The 25,303-nt window shown below is 65.3% G+C and carries 30 protein-coding genes; 18 read left to right on the forward strand and 12 right to left on the reverse strand.

The features are described 5' to 3' along the window. Window positions 1–400: 400 nt before the first annotated feature. From IEX78_RS08335 to IEX78_RS08355, 5 genes are read left to right on the forward strand one after another with little or no spacing between them, the layout of a single operon-like run. Complete coding sequence (locus tag IEX78_RS08335; RefSeq protein ID WP_188828353.1) at window positions 401–1,450, forward strand: alpha/beta fold hydrolase; 1,050 nt, start codon at window positions 401–403, stop codon at window positions 1,448–1,450. A 53-nt stretch (window positions 1,451–1,503) separates the two neighbouring features. Next, a complete protein-coding gene (locus IEX78_RS08340) occupies window positions 1,504–2,196 on the forward strand; it encodes a ferritin-like fold-containing protein (RefSeq protein WP_188828354.1) in 693 nt (230 codons plus the stop codon). A 22-nt stretch (window positions 2,197–2,218) separates the two neighbouring features. Continuing rightward, a complete protein-coding gene (locus tag IEX78_RS08345) occupies window positions 2,219–2,836 on the forward strand; it encodes an acid phosphatase (protein WP_188828355.1) in 618 nt (205 codons plus the stop codon). Then, complete coding sequence (locus IEX78_RS08350; RefSeq protein WP_188828356.1) at window positions 2,833–3,318, forward strand: GNAT family N-acetyltransferase; 486 nt, start codon at window positions 2,833–2,835, stop codon at window positions 3,316–3,318. The genes IEX78_RS08345 and IEX78_RS08350 overlap by 4 nt, the downstream gene beginning before the upstream one ends. 3 nt (window positions 3,319–3,321) lie before the next feature. After that, on the forward strand, window positions 3,322–4,020 hold the full coding sequence (locus tag IEX78_RS08355; protein WP_188828357.1) for an endonuclease V: 699 nt from the start codon (window positions 3,322–3,324) through the stop codon (window positions 4,018–4,020). Between the two features lie 6 nt (window positions 4,021–4,026). Here the strand turns inward: IEX78_RS08355 and IEX78_RS08360 are convergent, their stop codons facing one another. Further along, window positions 4,027–4,416 carry a hypothetical protein gene (locus tag IEX78_RS08360; RefSeq protein ID WP_188829456.1) on the reverse strand — a complete coding sequence of 130 codons (390 nt, stop codon included), beginning with the start codon at window positions 4,414–4,416 and terminating at the stop codon, window positions 4,027–4,029. Between the two features lie 123 nt (window positions 4,417–4,539). Between IEX78_RS08360 and IEX78_RS08365 the strand changes: the two genes are divergently transcribed. Together IEX78_RS08365 and IEX78_RS08370 are read left to right on the forward strand one after the other, a co-directional pair. After that, on the forward strand, window positions 4,540–5,484 hold the full coding sequence (locus IEX78_RS08365; protein WP_188828358.1) for a diacylglycerol/lipid kinase family protein: 945 nt from the start codon (window positions 4,540–4,542) through the stop codon (window positions 5,482–5,484). A 252-nt stretch (window positions 5,485–5,736) separates the two neighbouring features. Beyond that, on the forward strand, window positions 5,737–5,991 hold the full coding sequence (locus tag IEX78_RS08370) for a WhiB family transcriptional regulator (RefSeq protein ID WP_188828359.1): 255 nt from the start codon (window positions 5,737–5,739) through the stop codon (window positions 5,989–5,991). 121 nt (window positions 5,992–6,112) lie between these two features. Here IEX78_RS08370 and IEX78_RS08375 read toward each other — a convergent pair whose 3' ends face one another. Both IEX78_RS08375 and IEX78_RS08380 read right to left on the reverse strand, forming a co-directional pair. Then, the gene (locus IEX78_RS08375; protein WP_188828360.1) at window positions 6,113–7,627 is read right to left on the reverse strand and encodes a sensor histidine kinase; all 1,515 of its coding nucleotides are present in this window, start codon (window positions 7,625–7,627) and stop codon (window positions 6,113–6,115) included. A 37-nt stretch (window positions 7,628–7,664) separates the two neighbouring features. After that, on the reverse strand, window positions 7,665–7,880 hold the full coding sequence (locus IEX78_RS08380) for a biotin/lipoyl-binding carrier protein (protein ID WP_188828361.1): 216 nt from the start codon (window positions 7,878–7,880) through the stop codon (window positions 7,665–7,667). 148 nt (window positions 7,881–8,028) lie between these two features. Here IEX78_RS08380 and IEX78_RS24720 point away from each other — a divergent pair, with 148 nt between their 5' ends. Further along, window positions 8,029–8,103, forward strand: coding sequence for a 50S ribosomal protein bL37 (locus IEX78_RS24720; RefSeq protein ID WP_022597109.1), 75 nt, complete (start codon window positions 8,029–8,031; stop codon window positions 8,101–8,103). A gap of 66 nt (window positions 8,104–8,169) precedes the next feature. On the opposite strand, the gene rsrA is transcribed toward IEX78_RS24720, so the two are convergent. Both rsrA and IEX78_RS08390 read right to left on the reverse strand, forming a co-directional pair. Continuing rightward, on the reverse strand, window positions 8,170–8,460 hold the full coding sequence (gene rsrA, locus IEX78_RS08385; RefSeq protein WP_188828362.1) for a mycothiol system anti-sigma-R factor: 291 nt from the start codon (window positions 8,458–8,460) through the stop codon (window positions 8,170–8,172). Then, the gene (locus IEX78_RS08390; protein ID WP_444543788.1) at window positions 8,457–9,167 is read right to left on the reverse strand and encodes a sigma-70 family RNA polymerase sigma factor; all 711 of its coding nucleotides are present in this window, start codon (window positions 9,165–9,167) and stop codon (window positions 8,457–8,459) included. The genes rsrA and IEX78_RS08390 overlap by 4 nt, the downstream gene beginning before the upstream one ends. A 127-nt stretch (window positions 9,168–9,294) precedes the next feature. Between IEX78_RS08390 and ybaK the strand changes: the two genes are divergently transcribed. Together ybaK and IEX78_RS08400 are read left to right on the forward strand one after the other, a co-directional pair. Next, window positions 9,295–9,786 carry a Cys-tRNA(Pro) deacylase gene (ybaK, locus tag IEX78_RS08395; protein WP_188828364.1) on the forward strand — a complete coding sequence of 164 codons (492 nt, stop codon included), beginning with the start codon at window positions 9,295–9,297 and terminating at the stop codon, window positions 9,784–9,786. An 89-nt stretch (window positions 9,787–9,875) separates the two neighbouring features. Beyond that, a complete protein-coding gene (locus IEX78_RS08400) occupies window positions 9,876–10,199 on the forward strand; it encodes a hypothetical protein (protein WP_188828365.1) in 324 nt (107 codons plus the stop codon). Between the two features lie 38 nt (window positions 10,200–10,237). Here the strand turns inward: IEX78_RS08400 and IEX78_RS08405 are convergent, their stop codons facing one another. After that, a complete protein-coding gene (locus IEX78_RS08405) occupies window positions 10,238–10,996 on the reverse strand; it encodes an SOS response-associated peptidase (protein WP_188828366.1) in 759 nt (252 codons plus the stop codon). 95 nt (window positions 10,997–11,091) lie between these two features. On the opposite strand from IEX78_RS08405, the gene aroA reads away from it, so the two are divergent. Both aroA and rsgA read left to right on the forward strand, forming a co-directional pair. Then, on the forward strand, window positions 11,092–12,396 hold the full coding sequence (gene aroA, locus IEX78_RS08410; protein WP_188828367.1) for a 3-phosphoshikimate 1-carboxyvinyltransferase: 1,305 nt from the start codon (window positions 11,092–11,094) through the stop codon (window positions 12,394–12,396). Further along, complete coding sequence (gene rsgA, locus IEX78_RS08415; protein ID WP_229683973.1) at window positions 12,393–13,412, forward strand: ribosome small subunit-dependent GTPase A; 1,020 nt, start codon at window positions 12,393–12,395, stop codon at window positions 13,410–13,412. Before aroA ends, rsgA begins: the two co-directional genes overlap by 4 nt. Window positions 13,413–13,415: 3 nt before the next feature. Here rsgA and IEX78_RS08420 read toward each other — a convergent pair whose 3' ends face one another. Then, entirely contained in the window at window positions 13,416–14,321 is a 906-nt protein-coding gene (locus IEX78_RS08420) for an Ig-like domain-containing protein (protein ID WP_188828368.1), read from the reverse strand. Window positions 14,322–14,533: 212 nt separating this feature from the next. On the opposite strand from IEX78_RS08420, the gene IEX78_RS08425 reads away from it, so the two are divergent. Next, window positions 14,534–14,851 carry a hypothetical protein gene (locus tag IEX78_RS08425; protein WP_229683812.1) on the forward strand — a complete coding sequence of 106 codons (318 nt, stop codon included), beginning with the start codon at window positions 14,534–14,536 and terminating at the stop codon, window positions 14,849–14,851. A gap of 6 nt (window positions 14,852–14,857) precedes the next feature. Here IEX78_RS08425 and IEX78_RS08430 read toward each other — a convergent pair whose 3' ends face one another. The 3 genes from IEX78_RS08430 to IEX78_RS08440 form a co-directional block, all read right to left on the reverse strand. Continuing rightward, window positions 14,858–15,877 (reverse strand): TIGR04086 family membrane protein, encoded by a 1,020-nt coding sequence (locus IEX78_RS08430; RefSeq protein ID WP_188828370.1) that lies wholly within the window; start codon window positions 15,875–15,877, stop codon window positions 14,858–14,860. A 238-nt stretch (window positions 15,878–16,115) separates the two neighbouring features. Continuing rightward, entirely contained in the window at window positions 16,116–17,642 is a 1,527-nt protein-coding gene (locus IEX78_RS08435) for a serine/threonine-protein kinase (RefSeq protein WP_188828371.1), read from the reverse strand. Window positions 17,643–17,885: 243 nt separating this feature from the next. Continuing rightward, window positions 17,886–19,829, reverse strand: a complete 1,944-nt coding sequence (locus tag IEX78_RS08440; RefSeq protein ID WP_188828372.1) for an N-6 DNA methylase — start codon at window positions 19,827–19,829, stop codon at window positions 17,886–17,888. A 354-nt stretch (window positions 19,830–20,183) separates the two neighbouring features. On the opposite strand from IEX78_RS08440, the gene IEX78_RS08445 reads away from it, so the two are divergent. The 4 genes from IEX78_RS08445 to IEX78_RS08460 are packed head-to-tail and all read left to right on the forward strand — an operon-like array spanning window position 20,184 to window position 22,233. Further along, window positions 20,184–20,762 (forward strand): exonuclease domain-containing protein, encoded by a 579-nt coding sequence (locus IEX78_RS08445; protein ID WP_188828373.1) that lies wholly within the window; start codon window positions 20,184–20,186, stop codon window positions 20,760–20,762. Next, on the forward strand, window positions 20,759–21,211 hold the full coding sequence (locus IEX78_RS08450) for a hypothetical protein (protein ID WP_188829617.1): 453 nt from the start codon (window positions 20,759–20,761) through the stop codon (window positions 21,209–21,211). Before IEX78_RS08445 ends, IEX78_RS08450 begins: the two co-directional genes overlap by 4 nt. 30 nt (window positions 21,212–21,241) lie before the next feature. Then, window positions 21,242–21,613, forward strand: a complete 372-nt coding sequence (locus IEX78_RS08455) for a DUF732 domain-containing protein (RefSeq protein WP_188828374.1) — start codon at window positions 21,242–21,244, stop codon at window positions 21,611–21,613. A gap of 35 nt (window positions 21,614–21,648) precedes the next feature. Beyond that, entirely contained in the window at window positions 21,649–22,233 is a 585-nt protein-coding gene (locus tag IEX78_RS08460; protein ID WP_229683813.1) for a DUF4352 domain-containing protein, read from the forward strand. Between the two features lie 57 nt (window positions 22,234–22,290). On the opposite strand, the gene IEX78_RS08465 is transcribed toward IEX78_RS08460, so the two are convergent. Then, window positions 22,291–22,995, reverse strand: coding sequence for a type 1 glutamine amidotransferase domain-containing protein (locus IEX78_RS08465; protein WP_188828375.1), 705 nt, complete (start codon window positions 22,993–22,995; stop codon window positions 22,291–22,293). Window positions 22,996–23,290: 295 nt separating this feature from the next. Here IEX78_RS08465 and IEX78_RS08470 point away from each other — a divergent pair, with 295 nt between their 5' ends. After that, window positions 23,291–23,992 (forward strand): DUF8020 domain-containing protein, encoded by a 702-nt coding sequence (locus IEX78_RS08470; protein WP_188828376.1) that lies wholly within the window; start codon window positions 23,291–23,293, stop codon window positions 23,990–23,992. A 20-nt stretch (window positions 23,993–24,012) separates the two neighbouring features. On the opposite strand, the gene IEX78_RS08475 is transcribed toward IEX78_RS08470, so the two are convergent. Further along, window positions 24,013–25,302, reverse strand: a complete 1,290-nt coding sequence (locus IEX78_RS08475) for a cytochrome P450 (protein ID WP_229683814.1) — start codon at window positions 25,300–25,302, stop codon at window positions 24,013–24,015. Window position 25,303 lies beyond the last annotated feature (1 nt).

Consider the following 25,303-nt stretch of genomic DNA (forward strand, 5'->3'; position numbering starts at 1 on the left):
TCGGCCCGCGACGACCACATCTCCGCCTGTGATGCTCGCCGGAACTCGCGCCGTGTGCGCCGGTAGGGGCGCTTTCGGCGCGGCACATCGGCGATGCGGAGTAGTGCGCGCACATATTCGTCTTCAGACAGCGACGTGACCGTTTGCCGGGGCGCTTGCGCGCTCGATGAACGAGCCGCGGCGCGGGCAGGAAAACTCAGCTGCCGCGAAACTAATCGTTGTCCAAGGTGATTGTAGCGTGATATTGTTCGCAACCCGAATTCCGGGCCTAGCGAATTCCGAGCGAATTCAGTTGCCCGGCTTAGCGTGGCGGAATTTCGCACGCACACAATGACTATCGGCGTGTCGAGTAACCAACCTCACCTGGTACCGCGAGTACCAGATATGAGACATTGGTGCGGTGAGCATCACACAGACTGTCACCACTGCCGCGCGCAACGCGTGGGCGCTGAGCTTCGGCGAGGGCATCGAGCCTGTCGAGCCGACGCCGTCGACCGTTCTCTTCGACGAGCCGCATCGCCTGCTGCGCCGCTACGACGTCGACAATGACTGTGTCACAAGCGATTCCGCGGTTCTGCTAGTTCCGCCGCTCGCTGCTCCCGCGACGTGTTTCGACCTTCGCCCCGACCAGAGTTTGGCCCGTCACCTGGTGAACACCGGCCACGCGCCCTACCTCGTCGACTACGGCGACATCACCTTCGCCGACCGCGCGATGGGCTTCGAAGACTGGGTCAACGACATCCTGCCCGAGGCCATCCTGCGCGCGAGCGCCGATCGTGGCGGCGCGCCCGTCGACCTGATCGGCTGGTCGATCGGCGGCCTGTTCTCGCTGCTGACCGCCGCCGCCAATCCGACGCTGCCGATTCGCTCGGTCACCGCCCTTGGCGTTCCGCTGGACTACAACCACATGGTCGGCATGCCGCAGGTGCGCGCGGTCGCGAGCCTCACCGGCGGCAAGGCGGTCACGGCCGCGGTCCGCGCGATCGGCGGCATCCCCGCGCCGCTCACCCGCTTCGCCTACCGCGTCACCGCGTTCGACCGCGAACTCAGCCGCCCGTGGTTTGTCGCGAGCAACATCGCCAAGACCGAAACGCTGGCGAAAATGGAGTCGATCGACCGGTTCATGGCCGCGATGCCCGGCTACCCCGGTCGGTTCTACGGGCAGGTGTGGGGTCGACTGATCCTCGCCAACGACCTGCGCAACGGCTTCTTGCAACTGCGTGACCAGCGCATTCACCTCGACGAGGTGCGTGTCCCGGTCCTGCTTGTCGGCGGAACCACCGACGTCATCACGCCCAAGAAGGCCGTCGAAGCCGGTCTCAAGACCCTCACGGGCTCGCCGTCGGTGACCTACGAGGTTGCGCCAGGCAGCCACCTCGGCATCCTCGCTGGCGAAACCGCGCGCGACACCACCTGGGTTTACCTGGACAAATTCCTCGGCGACCGCTAACTCAGCGGTAGCCGAACGCGACAGAGCTCACAACGCGACTACTGTTGATGAGCATGGGAGCCCAGACCATCGCACCGACGTCGGAACTTTCGCCCGCGCAGCCACTCGCTGCCGACCACCCGGGTATCACCGAGCTGTTCGCGGTGCTCGCCTACGGCGAGATTTCCGCGTTCTACCGGTTGGCCGAAGAGGCCGCGCTCGCGCCTTCGCTGCGCGGGCGCGTTGCCGTCGCCAAGATGGCTGCCGCCGAACTCGCGCACTTCGAAACCCTTGAGGCGGCGCTTGCCGATCGCGGTGCTGATCCCGAGGGCGCGATGGCCGCCTACGAGGGCGCGCTCGACTCCTACCACCGTTCGACGGACCCGTCGACGTGGCTTGAGTCGATGGTGAAGTTCTACGTCGGCGACGGGCTCGCCGCCGATTTCTACCTCGAGATCGCGGGCGCGCTGCCGACCGAGGTCGCCGACACCGTGCGCGACGTGCTCGCCGAAACAAACCACTCGCAGTTCGTCGTCGATGAGGTGCGTACGGCGGTCGCCCTGTCGCGGTCGGAGCGCGACCGGCTCACGCTGTGGGGTCGTCGTCTGCTTGGCGAAGCCATCACCCAGGCGCAGTACGTTATGGCCCAGCGCGACGAACTCGCGGAACTGGTCCTCGCGGCAACCGGCGACCTGAACGGCATCGCGACACTGTTCGATCGGATGCAGGAACGGCACGCCGCCCGCATGGCGGAACTGGGCCTTTAGGCGATCCTGTAATGATGGGTTCATGGCTGACGCGGACCCACGAATTGTGTTGTTACGGCACGGCGAGACCACTTGGTCGAAGCAGCGGCGCCACACTGGCCGCACGGATCTGCCGTTGACCGAAGCTGGCGAAGCGCAGGCGATCGGCGCTGCCGCGGTGATCGCGTCGCTGGACTTGCGCGACCCCCTTGTGCTCACCAGCCCGCGCACGCGTGCCAAGCACACGGCCGAGCTTGCTGGGTTGCCGCACGGCAAAGTCGATGACGACCTGGCCGAATGGGATTACGGCGACTACGAGGGCGAGACGACAGCCAAAATCCGCGATTCGGTGCCAGGCTGGACCGTCTGGACCCATCCAACGCCGGGCGGCGAAACCGCCGAACAGGTCAGGGTGCGCGCCGACCGCATCCTCGCCGACGTCACCCCGGTCCTCACCGACCGCGACGTGATCTTGGTCGGCCACGGCCATTTCTCCCGCGTGCTCATCGCGCGGTGGCTTGAACTCGCCGTCATCGAAGGTCGGCGCTTCGCGATGCATACTGGCGCGGTGAGCGTGCTTGGTTTCGACCACGGCGCGCACACCCTTTGGGCGCACAACCTCACCGCACGTACCGAACCTGTCGAGGAGATCGCCCTATGAGCACTATGGTCCGCCGCGCAATTCCCGCCGACGTGCCCGCGATGGTCGGGCTTGTCCACGACCTCGCCGCCTACGAGAAAGCGCCGCGCGAGTGCACACTCACCGACGCCCAACTCGCAACCGCGCTCTTCGGCGACGCCCCTTCGGTGTTCGCCCATGTCGCTGAGCAGGACGGCGTTGTCGTCGGGACCGCGATTTGGTTCTTGAATTTCTCAACGTGGGACGGCGTAAACGGCATTTACCTCGAAGACCTCTACGTGCGTCCGCAGGCGCGCGGGCTCGGCCTTGGCCGCGACCTGGTTGCCGCACTGGCCGCCGAGGCGCTCGCGAAGGGCTACAGCAGAGTGTCGTGGTCGGTGCTCACGTGGAATAAGCCAGCGATCGAGTTTTACGAGTCGTTGGGCGCTGACCCGCAAGACGAGTGGATCGGCTACCGCCTTTCCGGCGTCGCGCTCAAAGAGCTTGGCGCGGGGGCGTACTGATCGATGCGCGTTGATGTCCCCGACTCGTGGCCCACAACCGCCGACGAGGCTGTAGCACTACAGAATCAATTGCGCGATTGTGTTCGCTCACACAATCCCAAAAACGGTGGCGCACCCCAGTTTTCGAAAGTTGCTGGAATTGATTCCGCCTATGCCGACGACGGCACTGTCGCAACGGCTGCGGTGATTCTCGATGCCGAGACGCTCGAAGTCACCGAAAGCGCGGTGGCACACGGGGTTTCGCATTTTCCATATGTGCCGGGGCTGCTCGCTTTTCGCGAATTGCCCGCCACCGTAGCCGCTTTGGCGAAACTGTCGGGCGAACCCGACCTGCTCGTGTGCGACGCGCAAGGTCGCGCGCACCCGCGTCGGTTCGGGCTCGCCTGTCACGTCGGACTGTTGACACAAGTGCCAACGATCGGCGTCGCGAAGTCGGTGTGGGGCGACTACCGCGACCCCGGTCGAGCACGCGGCGACATGAGCGACGTGACCATCGACGGCGAAGTGGTTGGTCGCGCGGTACGCACCCGCGACGACGTCAAACCCCTTTTCGTCTCGGTCGGTCACCTCATCGACCTGGATACCGCGTGCGAGTGGGTACTCAAGCTCACCGCCGGATTCCGCCAGCCCGAAACAACGCGGCAGGCGGATCGACGGTGTCGCGCCGCGCTGCGGGAGGCGACTAAGGCCGCGTCAGCCTAATAAGGGCTAGTCAGCGTCGGCGGCGTAATCGCGGGCCATGTACGCGCTCGACGCGGGCGCGAACAGCGCGGCCAACGTGCCGACGGAAAGCGCCGCGAGGAGCGTGCCCCACACCGGCTGATGCGAATCGGTGAGCAACGACCACGCAACCGGCAGGAAAAGCACCTGTGCGATCACGGCGATCGCGCGACCCCAGCGCTTGCCGAACCCGAGCGCGACGCCCGCGGCGAGCACGCCGCCGAAGAGAATCCCGAACCACAGCGCGGTGCCGACGCCGCTCGCAACCGACTGGTCGTGGCCGGTGAACGCCCGAATGACGAGCACGATCGCGGTCACGACGCCAGCCGCACCTTCGAGCGCGACAAGCCCACCGGCGACCCGCAAGGTCAGCGGGATGCCACTAGGGCTCTCGCTAGCGGCGGCGTTGTCGGGGTTCGCATCAGGGTTCACGTTCACGGCGTCTTCGGGGTCAACCACGCCCGCCAGCCTAATGACCGCCGCACAGATACCCTCGATCACGTGCGGACTCTGCTGATTGTCAATCCCAACGCCACTTCGACCACCCCGGCCACCCGGGATCTGCTCGCGCATGCGCTGGAGAGCCGCACGCAGCTCACCGTCGCCCACACCCAGCATCGCGGTCACGCGGCCGAGCTTGCCCTGTGGGCGGCGAACCAGGAGATGGACCTGATCGTCGTGCACGGTGGCGATGGGACGGTCAACGAGACCATCAACGGGTTCCTTCCGGTGCCCCAAGTGGGTGACGAGCAAATGTGGCGTCCCCGGCTCGGCATCATCCCCGGCGGTTCGGCGAATGTGTTCGCCCGCGCGCTCGGCATCTCGCCCGATCCGGTGACCGCGACCAACCAGCTCATCGACCTGCTCGCCCGCGACGCCGACCGCCGCATCGGTCTTGGCCTCGCCGACGATCGCTGGTTCACCTTTAGCGCTGGCGTTGGCCTCGATGCCGATGTCTGCGAGGCCATCGACGCCGCTCGCGCGAAAGGCCACAAGGCGACTCCGCTTCGTTATCTCGCCACAACGATTCGACAGTTCTTTCATGCGCGATCAAATGCGCCGCACGTCACTGTCGAGACCCCAGGACATGATTCCGTAGAGGATGTTCATTACACGTTTGTGACGAATGCGAGCCCCTGGACCTATCTAGAAGATCGTCCGATTCGCACTAATCCGGGCACGACCTTCGAATCCGGTTTGGGAGTTTTCGCCGTCCGGTCGATGAGCGTGACTCGCACCCTGCTGCTTGCTAGGCAGTTGCTGGACCCCAACGGAAACCCTAAGTCAGACATGCTTTTTCGCGCCGACGACGTCGGTTCGGTACGCATCGAATGCGACGATGAGATCGGTTTACAAATCGATGGGGATTTCATCGGAAAACGCAAGATGGTGCATTTCACATCGGTGCCGGATGCCCTGGATGTGGTTGCTCCCAAGCCCGCTTAAACACTGCTTGCGAAGAAAAATCTCCCCGTTGCGCTGCGCGAACTGTCCGACGCGAGTACAAAGGACCGGGCGGGTGCCCAAGCGGTGCCCACTAGAGCGTGATCTCCCCCACGGTGCGCCGCAGACCTATTGACATCTACGGTGATCGTGAAAGCATTCACAAGCAACCGTGCGGAAACATTCGAGTCGCACAAGTGAACGATCCACTAACCAGAGGTGCCCTTTAGGGTGCCTGCGCAAAGGAGCAGAGGAATGGACTGGCGCCACAATGCCATCTGTCGCGACGAGGACCCTGAACTGTTCTTCCCGGTGGGTAACAGTGGTCCGGCGCTCGCTCAGATCGCTGATGCCAAGCTGGTCTGCGCTCGCTGCCCCGTCACCGCCGACTGCCTGTCTTGGGCCCTGAAGTCCGGTCAGGACGCGGGCGTGTGGGGTGGAATGAGTGAAGACGAGCGTCGCGCGCTGAAGCGTCGCAACGCGCGTACTCGTACGCGTACCTCCGTCTAATTTCGACGGACAAATAGACGTTGCCGGGCTAACGCATATTCTAGCCCGGCACCGGATGTGAGAACCCGGCACCCTTTCGGTGCCGGGTTTATTGTTGCCCTAGCAGGCCACCGAGCAGGGCTTATCGCCCCGCCCGCCGACCTAGCGGAACGCGCAAGACCGCGTCGGTGCCCACTTCAGCACCCGGGTGCAACCCGATGGAACCGCCGAGTTCCGAGGTCACCAGGGTGCGTACGATTTGCAGGCCAAGTCGATCGGAATTCTCCAGCGAGAACCCTGCCGGTAGCCCACGGCCGTCATCGCTGATGATCACGTCGAGCCAACGGGCCGACCGCTCCGACCGAATCGTCACTGTCCCGTCGGCACCCGCGTCGAAGGCGTGCTCGATCGCGTTTTGGACCAGTTCGGTCAACACCATCACCAGCGGTGTCGCGCGTTCGGCGGAAAACACCCCGAGCGAACCAGCCCGGCGCACCTTGATGCGCGCGGTGTGGACCGTCGCGACGTCGGCCATGATCGGCAGCAACCGGTCGACGACCTCGTCCAAGTCGACTTCCTCGTCAACCGACATCGACAGCATCTCGTGCACCGACGCGATCGACGTGACGCGGCGAACCGACTCGGTGAGCGCGACCTGAGCTTCGGGATTCTCCGTGCGACGGGCCTGCAAACGCAGCAGCGCGGCGACGGTCTGCAAGTTGTTCTTCACCCGATGGTGAATCTCGCGAATGGTCGCGTCCTTGCTGAGCAGGGCGCGGTCGCGTCGCTTGACCTCGGTGACGTCGCGGACGAGCACCGCGGGACCGGCTAGTTCGCCGCCTGGCCGCAGTACGAGCGTTCGCAGCAACACGGTGGCACCCCGTGCCTCCACTTCCATCCGACGGCCAGTACGGCCCGCGAGCGCGGCCTGGATATCGGCGACCACCTCTTGCGCGTCGAAGGGGTCGGTGATGAGCGACCGGGTGACGACCGCGAGGTCCTGGCCGATGAGGTCGGACTGCATGCCCATGCGGTGATACGCCGACAGCGCGTTCGGGCTCGCGTATTCGACGAGTCCGTTGGTGTCGAGGCGGATGAAGCCGTCGCCGGCGCGTGGCGAGGAATGCGTTGCCGCGCGATCCTCGGGCGTGGGAAAACTGCCGTCGGCGATCATCTGGCACAGGTCGTTGGCGCAGGCGACGTAGGCCGTTTCCAACGTCGACCGCACGCGCGAACGCATGAGATCGGAATCGCGACTGAGCACCGCGATCACGTGGTCGCCGCAGCGCACCGGGATCGCTTCGCGAATCGCGTGCGCGGGGCTCGGGTGATAAACCCCGCTCACCTCGACCTCGGTGTCGGTGCGCACGGTCGCGCCGGTGAGCAGGGCATCGAAGACCTGCGGGAAGTCCTCGCGTGACGCGGTGGTGCCCACCTTGTCTTCGAGATGGACCGTTGGGGCCGTCGTTGGTCGGATCTGGGCGACGCACACCACGTCGGAACCGTCGGCGACCGGACCAGCGCCCACCCACAACAGCAGGTCGGAGAAGGAGAGATCGGCGAGCAATTGCCAATCCCCAACCACTCGTTGGAGGTGGTCGACGGCCTGTCCAGGCAGGTCGGTGTGATCGGCGAGCAGCTCACTGAGTGTTGACACGTGGATCTACGCTATCCGTCTCGCGGTTGAGCTCGACCTAGGCGATCGTGGCGATGAGGTCGCCTGCCTGCAAAACCTGACCGGGCGTCACGTCGACCGAGGTGATGTCGCCCTCGATTTCGGTGAGGACGGGGATCTCCATTTTCATCGACTCAAGCAGCACGAGAGTCTGATCCACGCGCACATGCTCACCGACGGCGACCTCGACAGCGAGCACCGTCGACACCATTTCCGCCCGCACTTCTTCCGCCATGACACCCCATCCACTAGTCGTTGACCACCGCCGCCGGAGACGGTGGCAGTATCCGCCGAAGCTACAGCCAATCACACATGAAACAATGGCTGTCGATCAGATTGTGCTCCCCGCGCTGGCGAGGAGGACCCACAGAAGGGAGCTACCCATGGGTAAGCGTGGACGTAAGAAGCGCAGCCGCAAGGGCAATGCCGCGAACCACGGCAAGCGTCCCAACGCCTGATAGGCGCTCAAGACGCGAAAAGGGGCACCCGCTCGGGTGCCCCTTTTCTTATGTCTACCTGCGGTTTTACCGGTCGGTTTCGACCACTTCGGTGACCGTGGTCGACACGGTTATGCAGCGGTGAATTTCGATGCGCAGCCGCTCACGCAGACCGTCGGGTGCCTGGTCGCCACCGCACTTGCGGCTGAGCAAACCCTTGATCTTTTCCTCGATGCCGTAGGCCTCGATGCACGGGCTGCAATGGTCCATGTGCTCTTGGAGACGCTGGCGCGTTGCCTGGTCGCACTCGCCGTCGAGCATCAGCCACACGTCGGCGAGGACAGCGGTGCAATCCATCTCCATATCTGGATCGCTCATTTCGCTACCTCCTGGCGTTCCCCACGATCAAATCCACGTTCACGCGCGACCTCGGCCAAGAGCCCCTTGAGCTGCTTGCGACCGCGGTGCAGGCGAGACATCACCGTACCGATCGGCGTGCCCATGATGTCGGCGATTTCCTTATACGGAAAGCCTTCGACGTCGGCGTAATACACCGCCATCCGAAACTCCTCGGGCAGCTGCTGTAGCGCCGACTTGATTTCGTCGTCGGGCAGCGCGTCGAGTGCCTCAACCTCGGCCGAACGCAAGCCAGTCGACGTGTGTTCGGCCGTGGCGGCAAGCTGCCAGTCGGTGATCTCGTCGGTCGGATACTGCGCGGGCTGACGCTGCTTCTTGCGATAGGAGTTGATGTAGGTGTTAGTCAGGATGCGATAGAGCCAGGCACGCAGGTTGGTGCCCTCTCGGAAGGACTTAAAGCCCTGGTAGGCCTTAACGTAGGTTTCCTGCACCAGATCTTCCGCGTCGGCCGGGTTGCGCGTCATGCGCAGCGCCGCACCGTAGAGCTGATCGATCATCGGGAGCGCGTCGCGCTCAAACCGGGCCGTCAGCTCCGCTACGTCGACCGGACCAGACGCTGAGGAAGAAACCGCGTCTACCTCGTGCGCCGCGTCATCGTCGCTCGTCACACCTATCCCTTCGATCGCCGTAGCAACCGAATCTACCGGCACGACTAGTTTCAGCGGCAATCGCGGGCGCTCTTCAAGCAAGACAGCCACTATTACTCCCACCTTCTCCGCGCACGCATTGTCGTGTCTCTCATCGGGGTGCAACAGGGGATCGTCGTGCTCTGTTCCCGCCAGTTATCGTGGCGTGATGGCCGCCGCAGCAACTCCCGCGATCAAGGTCCTCACGACAGCCAAGATCGCCCACTCCGTCCACGCCTACTCCCACGACGCACGCGCGGAATCCTTTGGCGACGAAGCCGTCGACGCGTTGGCAGGCAAACTCGGCGTTGTCGCTGAGCAGATTTTCAAAACGCTCGTGATCGAACTGTCGACCGGATCGCTTGCGGTAGCGGTATTGCCGGTGCCCGCGAAACTGTCGTTGAAGGCGGCGGCTGCCGCGCTCGGCGCACCCAAGGCGACGATGGCCGACAAGACGCTCGCGCAACGCACGACCGGCTATGTACTTGGCGGAGTTTCGCCGCTTGGGCAACGCAAGCGACTGCCAACGGTGCTCGACGCGTCGGCGCTTGAGTGGGATCGCGTGCTGTGCAGCGCGGGCAAACGCGGGTTGGAAATCGAACTGGCCCCTTCCGATCTCGCTGCCGCGACCGATGCGCGAATCGCGGCAATTACCGCCTGATCTGCCGCTTTTCGCCGCGAGTGCGCGGTATCTTCGACACGCGTTTGCGCTAGCCACATTCCTCTACTCGCAAAAGGATGTGATGCGACATGTCCGCACGTTCAATCATTGTCACGGTCTCGGGCGCGGTGCTCATCTCGGTTGGGGCTGGACTCACCGCGGCTCCCACTGCTCTCGCCGCTCCCGTTCCGCCCGTCGCCCCGTCGGCCCCCGCCGCGCCGGGCGACTACCCGCTGAATAGCCAAGGGACACAACGTAATACCCCACAGCAGCAGCCGGGTGCTGGTAATAGGCAGTCGGAGAAAGTGGAGAAACTCGGCGGCGGTGTTGCGACCGAGGTGATTGATTTGGTGACCGGCATCATTAAGTGCGGCTTGAACTTGGCGACCGATTCGGTGCCCTGCTCGCTTTAACCCCAGTGCCCACGCCGAGCCCGACTACGGCGTGGGCCTCACACCGCTTCTGGCACAAGCAAATCCGGGTCGTTATTGCGAACGTTGTTCACCCGCATTGACACCGGACGCGCGACGATCGCGGCAGCTTCGGCCGGATCGACACCGGCGAGGAACTCTTCCGGAGCCGGTTGGTCGGGATTAAGCCACGCGTCCCAATACTGTTCCGGCAATGCCAGCGGCATGCGGTCGTGCACATCGGCGGCAGCACCCACCGCGTCGGTAGTGAGGATCGTGCACGACAGCAGCGGCGCGGCATCCTCCTGGCTCCGGTCGCGCCACGACGACCACAGCCCAGCCATGTAAAGCGGGCTTCCATCGGCATGGGACAGGAAGAACGGCTTCTTCACCGCTTTGCCCTTGCCCGAGCCAGTCGGGTCTTCCTCGACGATCCACTCGTACCAACCGTCCATCGGAACCAGGCACCGGCGGTGTTTGGTCGCGTCGCGGAACGCGGGCGTGGTGGCCGCTTTGTCGGCACGCGCGTTGAACAGCGGCTTGCCTTTGACCGGCACGCCTGGCTCAGCCGCCTTGGTCCAGTTCGGGATCAAACCCCAGCGCATCTGCCGAATGCGCCGCGACGCCTCTTCGTCGGGATGATCGCGATCGTGGCGGTCGACGACGGTGAGCACGCTCGATGTTGGCGCGACGTTGTAACTCACTGTCGCGGCCGGATCAGCGACGCCGGTTTCGTCGATGGCATCGAGTGCCGCCGCGAGCCGGGCCGGGTTGGTGGTCGTTGCGTATCTCCCACACATAGTCGCCAGGATAGTCGTGACCACCGACACATTCCGTTGCCGCGCGAACAGTCAACCACGCCGAAATCCGCACCGTAGGTGTGTCGGCGGCGCACATGGGGAAAGATAGGGACGTGAGTTTCTGGCCTGCGCCCTACATCGAGGTTCCCGTCAACGCGACGGTCACCCTGCCCGGTTCGAAGTCCATCACTAACCGGGCACTGATCCTGTCCGCGCTCGCCGACGGTCCTTCCACCATCACCGGTGCCCTGCGCAGCCGCGACACCGACCTGATGATTCAGGCGTTGCGTGGGCTTGGCACCGAGATCACCGGTGACGACACCACCCTCGACATCCGTCCCGCCCGTCTCTCCAGCGGCGCGGTCGACTGCGGGCTCGCGGGCACGATCATGCGGTTCCTGCCGCCAACGGCCGCGCTCGCCTTTGGCGACGTCGCGTTCTTCGGCGACGCCGAAGCCGCCCACCGGCCGCTGTCGACCATTCTTGACGCGCTGCGCAGCATCGGCGTCGACATCGACGGCGACGCGCTGCCGTTCGTCGTGCATGGCACGGGCGCGGTCCGTGGCGGCACGGTCACCATCGACGCGTCGGGTTCGTCGCAGTTCGTCTCCGGGCTGCTGCTGTCGGCCGCCCTGTTTGAGCAGGGCATCACCGTGCACCACGACGGGAAAGCACTGCCGTCGATGCCGCACATCGAGATGACGGTCGAAATGCTGCGCCGCGCCGACGTGACTGTCGACACGCCAGCCGATTCGCTCAGCGCCCAAACCTGGACGGTGCACCCTGGCCCGATTCGCGCTGTTGACTGGGAAATCGAACCTGACCTGTCGAACGCGACGCCGTTCCTTGCCGCGGCCGCGGTCACCGGTGGCGAGGTGAGCGTGCCGATGTGGCCGCGTGGCACCACGCAGCCCGGCGACGTGATTCGCGAAATCCTCGTGCGCATGGGCGCGGAAGCGCGCACCTTCGACGGCGTGCTCACCGTGCGCGGGCCCGAGCAGTTGGCTGGCATCGACATCGACCTGCATGACGTCGGCGAACTCACCCCCACTGTCGCCGCGCTTGCCGCGCTCGCCGACTCGCCTTCGCACCTGCGCGGCATCGCGCACCTACGTGGTCACGAAACCGACCGTCTCGCAGCGCTTTCCACCGAAATCAACCGGCTCGGCGGCAACGTCGCCGAGACCGCGGACGGCCTGGAAATCGTGCCCGCTCCCCTGCATGGCGGCCAGTGGCGCACCTACGCCGACCACCGGATGGCCACCGCTGGCGCGATCCTCGGCCTGCGCGTGCCCGGCATTGAAATCGAAGACATCGGCACCACCGCGAAAACGCTGCCCACGTTCGTCACCCTGTGGGAAGACATGCTCGCACCGTCAGTTGAGGGAGCGCACAGCTGACGCGCCAGGGTCGGTCCGCCGCCAGCTACGACGAATCCGATGTGCGGGTTCGCCCGGGTAAGAACTCGCGTCCACGCACGAAAACGCGACCGCAGCACAACGATGCCGAAGCGGCGATGGTTGTCGCGGTCGACCGTGGTCGCTGGGGTTGTGTGCTCGACAACGACCCTGATCGCCGGGTAGTCGCGATGCGCGCACGCGAGCTCGGTCGCACGCCGATCGTTGTTGGCGATCAGGTCGACCTTGTCGGCGACCTGTCGGGCAAACCCGACACGCTGTCGCGCATCGTGCGTGTCGCGGAACGGTCAACGGTGTTGCGGCGCACTGCCGACGACACCGACCCGTTCGAACGCGTCGTTGTCGCCAATGCCCAACAGCTGTTTATCGTTGTCGCCCTTGCTGATCCACCACCGCGGACGGGTTTCGTTGAACGCGCGATGGTCGCCGCGTATGCCGGTGGGCTGCAACCGATTCTGGTGCTCACCAAGCGCGACCTCGTCGCCGAATCCGAATTCGCCTCTGCCTTCGACGGATTGGATCTGGAGATCCTGTACGCGGGTGTTGATGACCCGATCGAACCGGTGATCGAAATCCTGCGCAATCGGCTCACCGCGCTCATCGGCCATTCGGGCGTGGGCAAGTCGACGTTGGTGAATCGACTTGTGCCCGATGCTTACCGGGCCGTTGGCGAGGTTTCCGGCGTTGGCAAGGGCAAGCACACGTCGACGCAATCGGTGGCTTTGCCGCTGCCACAAGGGGGTTGGGTCATCGACACCCCCGGTGTGCGGTCGTTCGGCCTCGCCCACATCACGCCCGACGATGTGATCGCCTCGTTCACCGACCTCGCCGACGCCATCGACGACTGTCCGCGCGGCTGCACGCATTTGGGGCCACCCGCAGACCCCGAATGCGCGCTAGACCTGCTGCCTGGTGCGGAACGCCGGGTCGCGGCGATCCGGGTGCTGCTGACCGCGCTCAATTCGAATGACGCGTGGCAGCAGCACCGGTCCGAGTAGGGATTACCCGAACGAGCCCGTGCTCACGCCCGGCGTGCCGCCGCCGCCCGGGGTGCCGCCACCACCGGGAGTGCCGCCGCCACCCGGGTCGGTCGGCACGTCGGCGACGCTGACGACCTGGCTGGTCGACGAGCTCGCGACACCCGGGCGCCCCGAGTAGGTGGCACCGATCGTGTAATTCCCTGCCGCGCCAGGCGTCCAGGAGATGGTCGCCTTGCCGTCAGCGCCGATCGGGATGTCGCCGAGCACGTTGTCGCCCGCCTTGAATTGCACCGTCCCGCCGACACCAGCCGGGTTCACGGTGGCTTGCAAGGTGACGGGCTTGTTCACCGTCGCGCCGCTGACGGAGGTGAGGGCGGTCGTCGACACCGCATCGGCCGAAACGGTGATCGCCGGGCCCTTCGCCTGGTAGATGCCGTCGCCAAGCGAGCCCCCGTAGTGCATCGACGTGGGCAGCGCGACGTTGCGCGCACAGTCGACGCCCACCTTGTACTGAACTTCGAAGGTCTGCGACTTGGGGCTGATGTTCGGGAACACCGGGTACTTGAGGAGGCCGAATTCGGCGCGGACCCAGTCCGACGATGACGTGTCGAGGTTGGTGATGGGGTCGCCGCTCATCTTCGCCGAACCGGCAACGGGCGTCAGGCACGCGGGGTGCAGATCCTTGACGTTGTAGATGTATTCGACCGGGATGCCGGTACGTTCCCACTTCGTCGTCACGGTGATGATGTCGTTAACCGTGGGGTTCACGTTGGAGATGGTCCTGGTGAACTTGCTGCTGCCGTCTTGCCACGTGATGGTGCCCGGCGCTGCCGATGCGGTGCCGACGCCAGCCGACACCGCGAACCCCGCTGCCACCGCGAACGCCGCGAGCGCGCTACTCGCGCGCCGCACTTGAATGTTCACCATTTCCATCTCCAGCTATCTCTGGGCGTCCCGGTCGCGTTATGCGTCGCGCCGCGCTCGCCTCGTGTGGCTGGGAGTAGATCATGGGCGGCCATACCCGCGGAGCAAATTCCGAAACATCCTTGCGTCAGATACTCGGCAGTCACATCACAAGTTCGACTCACGTTCGTTCGCCTCCCCCAGTGTCGCCACTGTCTGGGTATAGGTTCGTGCCCATGAAGCCACCGGCGATCGGGTACCTGCGGCGCGACATCTCAGGTGTCGCGCAATCATGGGACGAAACGCAGATCCGCTCCCTAGCTGAACGACTCGGCTACCGCTTCACCAAAACCGTTGTCTTCAGCAACCGCACCGAAAACCCGCTCGGGCGACTCATCGACGTGGTCGCGACAAGCGAAGCCGTTGCCGTTGTTGTGCCCAACCTCGCTCACCTTGGCGACGACGTGCCCGATTCACTGCTTGCGGTGTGCGAGATAGTGACCGTCTCCCCCGAAACCACTTACGCGCGGACGCTTCCCGCCATCACCGTCTAACTCACCCTAGCGGGCTCGATACCGACCGTCGCCGCCGCGAACGAGTCGACCGCGCCGCACCGCGAGTTCCAGACACGCTTCGATGCGCGCTTCTGCCGCTGTCGTGCGCTGGTGCGCGAACTGGTTGAGCGTGGCCCAGACGAGGTCATCGAAGGTGTGGCCTCGGCCCGCCGCGAGGTGGGTAATGGTGTTGACGATTTCCTCGCCGCTGATCGTGTCGAGCGGGCGGGTGATGCCGGGTGAGGTGAAGCGGAACCCGATCCAATTCGCTGGTTCGATATCGGATGGCCAGACGAAAACTCCGAATGGCGTTGCGCGCGTGAGGGTTTCGGGCACCTGACTCAGCACCGCGATGCGCTGCTTCGGTGATGGTTCGACAACGCCGAACCGCGCCGCTACGCGCGCGACGAGTTGCTGTTGCTCGATCGGGCCTTCGATGGCGATGGTTTCGCGTACCGCTTCGCGCACCCGGGTTGGGCGGGTTGACGAGGTGTCACGGTCGAGGTCGGCGGGTGAGCCGAGGACGCTGGACGGGGCGGTCACGTAGGGGATGCCGGTTGGGAGCCAGTGGTTGGTGCTGCGTGTTGCGGTGATGTGGTCGGGGGTTTGCGCGACCGTCGCGATGATTGGTGCTGGGGGTGGAGTCTGCGGCTGAGCGGGCGCCACTTGCCAAAGGTCGGGCTGCGACGGCGGATTCGCCGGGAAGGGCGATTGTGGGTGCGGGTAGCTAGGAAGCGACGGATACGAGAGCGGAAGCACTGGTTGGTGAGCGAATACGTCGCTATTGGGTTGGGAGAACTGGTAGCCGCGTTGATAGCGCTTGCGTTTGTCGCTTGCCGCCAGCCGCCAGATCGAGATGCCGGAGAGCGAACCGAAGAGCACGAAAAGTGCTACCGCTAAGCCGATCTCGCCGTTGTCCGAGTGATCGATCCCCATGAAGTAGCCGGTGATAGCGACCATCACCATGAAGAGCCCGAAAAGCAATCCAACTAGCCAGCCGAGCTTGGCAAGCCACCGCAGCACCACCGCACATCCTCCACTTGTCGCGCACCATCGCCTGCGACGCGCCCCGCTGGCACACCCCCATCGGCGGATGCTCGGAGTTTACTACCGGGCGCATCGCTGCCGGCTACGCGCGAACGACCATGTGGCATTTTCGTGCGGTTACGCGAGGTAAGGCAGCTTTTGTCGCGGCTTGGGCGCGAACGTGCATGAAAATGCCAATGGTTTCGGCGGATTCGGCGTGGCGACACGCCACCCGCGATCAGCCTCGTAGTTCCGCCGCGATCTGCTCGGCCAGGCGACGACCAGCATCGTCGGGGGCGCGCAGGATCGCGAGGTCGTCGACGAGTTGGCTGACGAAGCGTTCCGCGCGCGCGTGATCGCCTGTCGCAGGGAGCAATTCGGCAATCGCCAACCGCACATCGATAGCCTCGTCACCGAATTCCTCGTCCGTGCCGCGCAGGTCGCCGAACAGGCTGTACAACTCGTCAACCGCGGCGCTCGCGGTTAAATCACCAAGTGCCGCACGGGCTTTGATCGCACCGAGGTTCGCGCGACGCCGATACTCGGTTCCACTCCCCCGGACCGCGACCGCCTCGGCCAATTCCCACTGACCAAGCGCTTTGCGTTGCTCCCCACCGTTGGCGAAGGCAAGGGCGATGTCGTGATGCAATTCCGCGACTTCGGCGCTGTCTGCGCCAAAGCGCGCCGCCGCCTCGTCGGCGATACTCAGTAGCGCTTCGGCGGCTTGGGCGAAGCGGCCGAGGTCGAACAGGCGTCGATATTCGGCGGCAGCTTCAACGAAACGTGCTGTGTCGGGCGGTGATTCAGCGTGCACGCGCGCACGTGGTCGGGTGCCAGTCTGAGTCACGTCGGGTGGCGTCGCCGGTGGGTTCGGGCGACGGAACACCAGTGTGGGATCGGGGTAACCGGCAAGCGCGGGCGGCTCGGGTGCGCCGGGCGGCGGCAGGAACGGGAGCAGGCGCTCGTAGACGACGGCAGCCGATGCGGGACGGTCGCCGGGGGTTTTGGCGAGCAGCTCAAGGACGAGCGCTTCGATTGGCGCTGGCACGTCGGGGCGCATGGCGCGCAACGGGGTTGGCGCGTCGTAGCTGTGCTGACGGTGCGTCGCGTACTCCCCACGCGCGTGGAAAACCGTTGAGCCAGTGAAGATTTCGTGCATGATGCAGCCGAGCGCGTACAGGTCGGCACGTGGGCCAACCGGCTGCCCGTTGGCCAATTCCGGCGACATGTACGCTGCCGTGCCGAGCACCGACCCGGTGCGGGTGATGCGGCTCGCGCTGTCGTCGAGCAGGGCGGCGATGCCGAAGTCGATCACCTTCACCGTGCCGTCGGCGGCCACAATCACGTTGGCGGGCTTGAGGTCTCGATGCACGACGGGCAGTACATGGGCGTGCGAAAGCACCGTCGCGATTTGGGCCGCGATGGCGACGCCTGTCGCAATCGGCGGCGGACCAATCGCGAGGAAGTCGCGCAACGTGATGCCGTCGATGCGTTCCATGACCAGGTAGACGCTGGTCGCGTCGGCGTCGAGCACCGCGTCGTACACCTGTGGGACGCCGTGATGGCGAATGCGGGCGGTGACGCGCGCTTCGCGGCGGAAGCGCGCGGTGAACTCGTCGACGAGGTCGGGCGCGGTTGCGAAGGGCCGCACCGCGATTCGCTTCACGGCAACTTCGCGGTCGAGCACGGTGTCGTATCCGAGCAACACCTGCCCCATCCCACCGGCGCCGATGGCGCGAGTGATCTCGTACCGCCCATCAAGCACTTCCCGCACGCTATGCCCGCTTTCGCTCGACCACCGCGCCGCGCCATCGCACTGCTAGTGGCGCGCCGCCAGGGTTACGCATCGGGCGAACCCCTGCGCGAATGATGTTACGGCGCGGGCCACCGCGATCGACCAACCCGTGGCGCACCACGCAGGATGCCGAACGCGCCGTCAACGGCCAGCGTCCGCTCGCCGTGTTCGCGCTGGTCCCCGCGACCCGCTACCGCAAGCGAGACACCGCTGCTACGCATTCACGCCCTCGCGTACCGGTTGCAACGCTCCTGCGGTTAAGCCCGTTCCGATGAGGTCGGCCGCTGTTCGGGCCGCGTCGGCCGCAGTTCGGGCGGCCACGCGCAGCTGGTGTAGGCGGCGGAACGCCTCGCCATAGCGCTGTTGCTCAGACGGGGGCAGCAGCGGGATACGCAGGCGCGTTGGGTCAAGGCGGATGGTTGTCGTGCCGTACATGGCCGCCGCGTTGTCGGGGCTGCCGATGAACCCGGCGAAGAACCACGGGTCTAGGCGGTCGGGGTCGGTGCGGAAGACAAGCACGCCGGGGGCAGCGACCGCGCCGACGTCGGCACCTTCGGCGACGCGCGCGCCCTGGGCAGCGCCGTGGTCGTCGCGGATGCGGGAAACAAGGACGTCGCCTGCCTCGATCACCTCGCCCACCGCGGCACCGGGCGCGCTTAACCCAGACGGGCTGCGGCTCGCGAGGAGGTCGTGTCCGGTCAGGACCGCGCGCTGCGCCCCGTTGTCAATGTTTTCAGTGCCGGTAACGATGCGAACGGCTTTGCCCGCGATTAGGTTTCCCACCGCGACGTACCGCCACGGCGCGCCAGGCGCGGGGTCCCATTCGCGAACGGCGTCGGAAACTTCATGTAGCCCGCTCAGGTGCTCGTCGAGCATCACAATCGCCGCCCGCGCCAACGACGACGCGTTTTCCGGGTCGATCGCGGCGCGCACCTGGCGCGCCGGGGTGAGATCGACATCGTCATCGAGGAGGTCCATGACGCGCACGACGGCGGTGATGTCGGCGACGGTCGCGGTGTCGATGTCGCCCTTGTCGAACGCGCGCCACGCGTCGACGACTTGCTCGGCGAGTTGCGGCCAATCTGGTTGGTCCGCACCGTGTGTCGGCATCCGCGTTGTGTCGACGAAGAGGATGGTGTCGGCGGGCGGGGCGACGCCCGGCTTACGCAACACCCACAGTTGGAGGCCAACCTGGCGCGGTGTCGACGCGCCCGCTGGCAACGCGATCACCGCGCGTAAAGCGCCCGCGCGCAACAACTCCATGCGTATGCGTCTGCCCGACGACCGTGCCGCGACGGCCGGTGGCAGTAGCAAAACCGCTGTGCCACCAGGGACAAGGTGGGCGAGCGCGTGCTGCACCCACGCGAGTTCCGATTCGCCGCGTGGCGGGACCGAATACACCCAGCGTGGGTCGAGCGCGAGTTCGTCGGCACCCCAATCACGTTGGGAATAGGGCGGATTGGCGAGCACCGCGTCGAACTCGACATCTTCGAACGCGTCGGCGAGCAGGGCGTCGGCCGCGTGGATGTCGGTTTTCGCTTTGGGCGCGGCCGTGGCAAGCAACGCGCTTGTCCGACTTGCCTGCACGGGCAGAATATCTTGGCCCGCAAGCTGTTTGGCGCCAATACGCGCGGCTTCCAGCAGCAATGCGCCACCGCCGCACGACGGGTCGAGCACCGAGTTCGGGGCTGGCGATGTGGACGCGGCGAGCACGTCGGCCATCAGCGCGGCAACCGGTTCGTCGGTCGGATAGATGCCGGTACTCGGGCCGTCTAATCCGCGCTCGGCAAGCACCGTGAGGGTGTCGCGGACGCTGGTCGCGGCGATCGCGTCGCGCACCGCTTGCTGTACTGGACCTTTCGCGGCGACCTTCGGCGTCGCCACGAAGTTCATGAGCTCGACGACCTCATCGGGCTCGACCTCCGAACGCAGCAAGGTGCGCAGGCGCTGCACCGGCGAGTCGGCGGTGGTAACGCCGTGGCCGCGCAGCCACTCCTGCACCTCGCGCAGGTTGAAAAGGGGACGAGATTCCGATCCTCCAGGCACGGGCGCGGGAAAATCGGGATGTCGGCGGCGCCAATTGCTCACAGTGGCGCGGGTAACGCCAGCCAGCCGGGAGATCTCGGCGGCGGCGACGGTGGGCGTCGAGTCTGGCATAACTCTCCTCTCGACTCCCCAGCCTTGCTGACCAGGTCGTCAAGGTCAAACCTTACATGCCAGAGTTGACATTTCTGTTAAGCGTTAACGGATTTACAATCGGATTCAGTGAAAACAAAGTTCTCCTGTTGACGTTCTCTTGCGAGCGGTGTAGCGTCCTTATCAACGACAGCGGCAACGACGCAATCCAGCGCCAAACTAGTTGTCGCCCAATAGTTTTCGTGCGCCTTCCGCACTCCAAGCACCGTATGGCTATCCCCTAGCGATGGGGGTCGGCCGCCGCGTGCCCGCCTCCAGCCAAGAAGGGACCCGTTCCATGTCGACGACCCCCGCTTTTCAGGTCGGTGATCACCGATGACGCTCAGCTTCGCCGCCTTCGACGTAGAGACGGCCAACCCGAGGCGCGGCAGCATCTGCTCGATCGGCGTGTCGATCGTGCTCGACGGGGTGCGCACTCAAACGCACTCGTGGTTGTGCAAACCGCCCGCCGCCGCCAGCGAGTTTTCGCCGTGGAATGTGCGCGTCCACAAGATCACGCCCGCCACCGTGGCTGGTCAGCCGGAGTTCGCTCAGCGACTTGTCGAGGTGATCGCCGCCGTCGGTGACCTGCCGGTTGTCGCGCATAACGCCAGCTTCGACATGGACAACATGACGCGGGCCTGCCAATTCAGCGGCGTGCGCGTGCCGGAGTGGCAGTACGGCTGCACGCTCGACTGGGCGCGTCGCCAGCTCGACCTCGGCGGGTACAAGCTCAACCAGGTCGCCGCCGCGCTCGGGGTTGCGCTGCACAACCACCATGAGGCGGGTGCCGACGCCGCAGCCGCCGCTGACATCGCCGTTGGGCTCGCTCGACTTGCCGGTGCTGGCGATTTGCATGGGCTGGCCAGGGCGAATGGTGGCCGGCTGATGGCGTTGGCGGGGGTGCGGTCATGAGCACGCCTGGCAACAACGAGTGGTTGGACAAGAACCAGCCCGCTGAGGTCGCGTGGGACCCGACGTTGAACCTGCCCGCGAATACCAGCGTCCCGCCGCAGCCGGTCGACCCGCAGTCAACCAACGTCCCCGCCGCGCAGCCGTTCAACGAGGACCCGTACCCACCGTATCCGCCCCAGCCGATGCCGACGAACCCGTATTCGCAGGGCGGCTACCCGGTCCAGCCTCCGCAGTACCCGCAACAAGGGCAGTTCCCGGGGTATCCGCAGCAGCCGTACGCGGCGCCCGGTTATCCGGTGGTGTCGGTGACGCAAGGTCCGACGCACACCATCGTCGTCCGGCATGGCGTCAACCATGGCCTTCACCTGCTGCTCACCGTGCTGACGTGCGGTTTGTGGCTGCCGGTGTGGGTGATCATCGCCATCATCGACGCGCTCAACAACGACTAACAGATTTTTCGAAAGACCTAGGAGTACCTGATGATTCGTCGTTTCAGCATCGCCATTGCCACCGTCGCCGCCGCTAGCGCTCTCACTCTCGGCAGCGCGACCACCGCCACCGCCGCGCCCGACACCGGTTCGGGCTCGGGTTCGGGCTCGTCGTCGTCGGAACCCGCCCGCAGCGCTGCGGACTACCAGTTCCTGCGCGCGACCGATTACGACGACTCAAGCGTCAAGCTCCAGGACGCCGTGATCAGCCTCGCGCACACCCAGTGCGACTACCTCGACACCAATGGCAACACCGCGCGCAACCGGATCTATTTGGCCGAGGAAAGTCGCGGTGCCATCACCTACCCCTACCTGTTCCTCTCGGCGGCCATCGACGCGTACTGCCCGTGGAACCGCCGCTAATTCCCTTCCCCCCATTAACTTTCAAGGAGCAAGCCATGTCTTACCCGCAGCAGAGCGTCCCGCAGCAGCCCTACTACCCCCAGCAGCCGCCGAAGAAACGGAAGGTGTGGCCCTGGGTGCTTGGGTCCATCGCGCTGGTTTTTCTCCTGATGTTCGCCGGGTGCGCCGCCCTGTTCGGCAGCGCGGCCAACGAGGTCAGCAAGGAGGCGGCGGCGCGGTCGTCGGCAGCACCGGCGGGCACCGAGGTGCGCGACGGCAAGTTCGGCTTCACGGTGACGGGCGTTGACGCGCCGGTCGCGACGGTCGGCACCAACCAGTTCCTGCAGAAGACCGCGCAGGGCGAGTTCATTCAGGTGCATGTCGACATCGCCAACACGTCGAATGTCGCGCAGACCTACTTCGGCTCGGACCAGAAGCTCATCGACACCCAGGGTCGCGAGTTCAAGAACGACACCGCCGCTGAGTTGAACGTGAACGATTCTTCGGTGATCGGAACGATCAACCCGGGCAACAAGGTGTCGGTGATCCTGGTCTTCGACGTCCCGGCTGGCACGACGCCCGCCGCGATCGAGTTCCACGATTCGGCGTTTTCGAACGGCGCGCGGGTCGCGGTGAACTAGCTCAACAACACAACGCCGGGTTGGACTTCCACAGTCCAACCCGGCGTTTGTCGTTTCTCACCTCGGCAATGCGAGGCCCTTGATCATTTCTTCTGCGGTCGGGCCCGCTGACGCCGGGTTTTGGCCGGTGTAGAGGTTGTCGTCGGTGATGATGAACGGCGTGAACGGCTGACCGCTGCGGTACGCGCACCCCATGTCGATGAGTCGGTCTTCGAGCAGCCACGGCGACTTCGCGGCGAGCCCGACCATCTCTTCTTCCATATCGCTGAACGCGGTGAGTCGCGCGCCGGTAAACGGCGACTTGCCGTCGGGGCCAGCGGTCGCGAGCAGCGCGGCTGGGCCGTGACAGACCAGACCGAGCGGCTTGCCCGATTTGAGCGTCGCGACGAGCAGCGCGGCGGAGTCGGCGTTGGTGGACAGGTCTTCCATCGGGCCGTGGCCGCCGGGATAGAAAACGGCGTCCCAGTCTTCGGCTTTGACGTCTTCGAGGCGGATCGGGTTGTGCAGCGGCACGTTGTGTTCGATGGCTTGGGCGACGTCGGCGGCCAGCTCAGCGCCACCATTGGCCTCGGGCGTGAGGCTGCCCTTGTCGACGGTTGGCACGACACCACCGGGCGTCGCGACGGTGACCGCGTGGCCAGCGTGGGTGAACACTTCGAACGGCTTGGTGAACTCGTCGCCCCAGAACCCGCTTGGATGCTTGGTTCCGTCCTTGAGCGTGTAGTAGTCGGCGGCGGTCATCACGAACAAGATCTGGGCCATCAAACGCCTCCAGGGGAAGAGTCTCAGCTCGGACTGTCCTATCGAGCATAACGACAGGTGAGAGCCCTTCGGCCGACCTGACGTGCCCTAGATCACAAAAGGAATTTTGGGGTCCCAATGCGGTTGAGCGCGAACGGGATCGATGGTCGACACGAGCGCATCGATGTCCGTTTTGAACACTTATGCAATTTTAAGTTACTTTTCAGCAACAAATCCTTGGAGACTATGTCTCGGGTGCTCGATCGAGGACTACGGCTCCGCAAGGGGCCAGCCACTGAGGGAAAGACCACATCTCATGAAGCTCAGCAAGGTTGCCGCAACCTCCGCTCTTGTCATCGCCGCGCTCGGTATCGCCACCGGCACCTCGCACGCGGCTCCCGCGCCGATCCCCGCCTTCCTTGACGGCGTCGGCCAGGGTGTGAACCAGGTTCTTCCTGGCATCGGCTGGAACACCAGCATCGAGAACGGCGCTGTCGTCGTTTCGACCACCGCGGGTTCGCTCACCAACGAAAACGGCCAGTTCCAGGTCCGCGACGGCCAGGGCAACATCGTCACCGCACTTCCGCTCGCCTACTCGCTCGACGGCCTTGAGTTCCCGATCGCCGCCGCGATCGACGGCAATCGCGCCGTGCTCACCCCCAGCACCAACCCGCTCGAGGCCCGTCCTGCCGCTGCCGCCGTTACCCCGGTCGCCAGCCAGGGCGACATCGACGACGCCATCGGCGCCGCTGCCACCCAGTTCGGCCTCGCCACCTCCATCGGCACCCTGATCGGCACCCTCGTCGGTGGCGTCGCGGGCTGCGCGATCGGCGCTGTCGGCGGCACCGTGCTCGGCATCCCGATCCTGGCCGGCTTCGGCGCGACCAGCATCGCGGGTTGCATCGCTGGCGCTGCTGTCGGCATCGGCATCGGTGCTGCCACCGGCCTCGTGCTGACCGGCGTTCCCGCCGCGATCATCATCGGCATCAACACCTACAACCGCATCAACGCCGCGTAAGTAGTTCTCTCGCGAAAGCCCTATTCCCTTATGGGAGTAGGGCTTTCGCTTTTTATGCGAAGCTTCTCGTAGGTCGGGATGAATACCTTCGGGCGATAACGTCGTTCGACGATGTGCCAGCGTTGGTTGGTCGCGAGCAGCGCGGTGAGCAGGGCGGCGAGTTCGGAATGGACGAGCTGCGCGCCCAGGCACAGGTGGCGACCGCCGCCGAACCACAGCTGCCTGGTCTCGGGGACGTAGTCGCGCGAGACGCTGAATTCACCGACGGCATTGTCGATGGTCCAGGTGAGAATTTTGACGTGCTCGCCCGCGCGGAGGTCGCGGCCAGCGACGGTGGTGTCGGCGACTACCGATCGGCCGACCAGGTACGCGGGGCTGGTGACCCGCAGCGCTTCGCGCACGGCGTCGGGCACACGGTCGGGGTTCGCGCGCAGCACGTCTTGCTCGCCGGTGTCGATGAGCAGGGCGATCATCCGCGACATCGCGCTCGCCATGGTGTCAGTGCCCGCGGCCGCCATCAAGATCGCCAGGCCCGACGCGTGTTCGACGTCGAGGCCGAGTTCGCGGCAGCGGCCGAGGGTGGTGTTGGCGGCGGCGGTTTCGTAGGCGACCGGGACGTTGGCGGCCAGCTGGGTTGCCAGTTCGCGGGCGCGCGCGACGGCGGCCGGGTCGAGCGTCGTCGACGCCATTGTGCCGAAACCCAGGTTGACCAGTTCTTCGACGTGGTCGAACAGTTTGCCGAACAGCTCGTCGTCGGTGTGGTCGCCGGGGAAGGCGGCGGCGATGTCGTCGCGGGTCATGCCGACGAGGTCGGAAACGCTGCGGCCGACAAGCACGCGGGCGCGTTCGGCGATGTCGACGGTTTCGCCCGCGTTGAGTCGGGCGGTGATGTCGGCGAGTTCGGGGCCGATCACGCGGTCGACAAGCGCGTCGGTGTGCGACTGGACGAACAGGTCGCGCACGGTGGTTCTGAGCTTGGTGTGGCCGGGGCCTTCGAACAGGTCTTGGACCCACTCGCCAATCACCTGACCCCACCAATGCCCTGCCGCGCCTTCGGCAACGATGGAGAAGTGGGTGCTGTCGTTGTAGATCTGCCGCGCGACCAACGGGTCAGCGACGAACCAGCCGAGTTTCGGGACCTTGCGAATCGGCCGCGCGAACCTGCCCAAAAGTAGCAAAACGGGCAGCCAGGGCTGGCCTGCTGCTAGTAGGGTGAGTTCGTGGCGTCGGGCTTTGCTCCACACCCCACCACAATCTAGTCGCGCGACGTCGAATAGGTCTGTGCGCGCGAGGAATCGAGGAAAATCCACC

It is taken from the genome of Nocardia camponoti, assembly GCF_014646135.1.
GTDB classification, from domain to species: domain Bacteria; phylum Actinomycetota; class Actinomycetes; order Mycobacteriales; family Mycobacteriaceae; genus Nocardia; species Nocardia camponoti.

Coding starts and splice junctions, on each gene's coding strand:
- IEX78_RS08420 (WP_188828368.1), bottom strand. CDS start 14,321: ATGGTGAACATTCAAGTGCGGCGCGCGAGTAGCGCGCTCGCGGCGTTC.
- IEX78_RS08405 (WP_188828366.1), bottom strand. CDS start 10,996: ATGTGTGGGAGATACGCAACGACCACCAACCCGGCCCGGCTCGCGGCG.
- IEX78_RS08400 (WP_188828365.1), top strand. CDS start 9,876: ATGTCCGCACGTTCAATCATTGTCACGGTCTCGGGCGCGGTGCTCATC.
- IEX78_RS08460 (WP_229683813.1), top strand. CDS start 21,649: ATGTCTTACCCGCAGCAGAGCGTCCCGCAGCAGCCCTACTACCCCCAG.
- rsrA (WP_188828362.1), bottom strand. CDS start 8,460: ATGAGCGATCCAGATATGGAGATGGATTGCACCGCTGTCCTCGCCGAC.
- IEX78_RS08445 (WP_188828373.1), top strand. CDS start 20,184: ATGACGCTCAGCTTCGCCGCCTTCGACGTAGAGACGGCCAACCCGAGG.
- IEX78_RS08450 (WP_188829617.1), top strand. CDS start 20,759: ATGAGCACGCCTGGCAACAACGAGTGGTTGGACAAGAACCAGCCCGCT.
- IEX78_RS08340 (WP_188828354.1), top strand. CDS start 1,504: ATGGGAGCCCAGACCATCGCACCGACGTCGGAACTTTCGCCCGCGCAG.
- IEX78_RS08345 (WP_188828355.1), top strand. CDS start 2,219: ATGGCTGACGCGGACCCACGAATTGTGTTGTTACGGCACGGCGAGACC.
- aroA (WP_188828367.1), top strand. CDS start 11,092: ATGGGGAAAGATAGGGACGTGAGTTTCTGGCCTGCGCCCTACATCGAG.
- IEX78_RS08470 (WP_188828376.1), top strand. CDS start 23,291: ATGAAGCTCAGCAAGGTTGCCGCAACCTCCGCTCTTGTCATCGCCGCG.
- ybaK (WP_188828364.1), top strand. CDS start 9,295: ATGGCCGCCGCAGCAACTCCCGCGATCAAGGTCCTCACGACAGCCAAG.
- IEX78_RS08370 (WP_188828359.1), top strand. CDS start 5,737: ATGGACTGGCGCCACAATGCCATCTGTCGCGACGAGGACCCTGAACTG.
- IEX78_RS08440 (WP_188828372.1), bottom strand. CDS start 19,829: ATGCCAGACTCGACGCCCACCGTCGCCGCCGCCGAGATCTCCCGGCTG.
- IEX78_RS08355 (WP_188828357.1), top strand. CDS start 3,322: ATGCGCGTTGATGTCCCCGACTCGTGGCCCACAACCGCCGACGAGGCT.
- IEX78_RS08425 (WP_229683812.1), top strand. CDS start 14,534: ATGAAGCCACCGGCGATCGGGTACCTGCGGCGCGACATCTCAGGTGTC.
- IEX78_RS08465 (WP_188828375.1), bottom strand. CDS start 22,995: ATGGCCCAGATCTTGTTCGTGATGACCGCCGCCGACTACTACACGCTC.
- IEX78_RS08380 (WP_188828361.1), bottom strand. CDS start 7,880: ATGGCGGAAGAAGTGCGGGCGGAAATGGTGTCGACGGTGCTCGCTGTC.
- IEX78_RS08350 (WP_188828356.1), top strand. CDS start 2,833: ATGAGCACTATGGTCCGCCGCGCAATTCCCGCCGACGTGCCCGCGATG.
- IEX78_RS08455 (WP_188828374.1), top strand. CDS start 21,242: ATGATTCGTCGTTTCAGCATCGCCATTGCCACCGTCGCCGCCGCTAGC.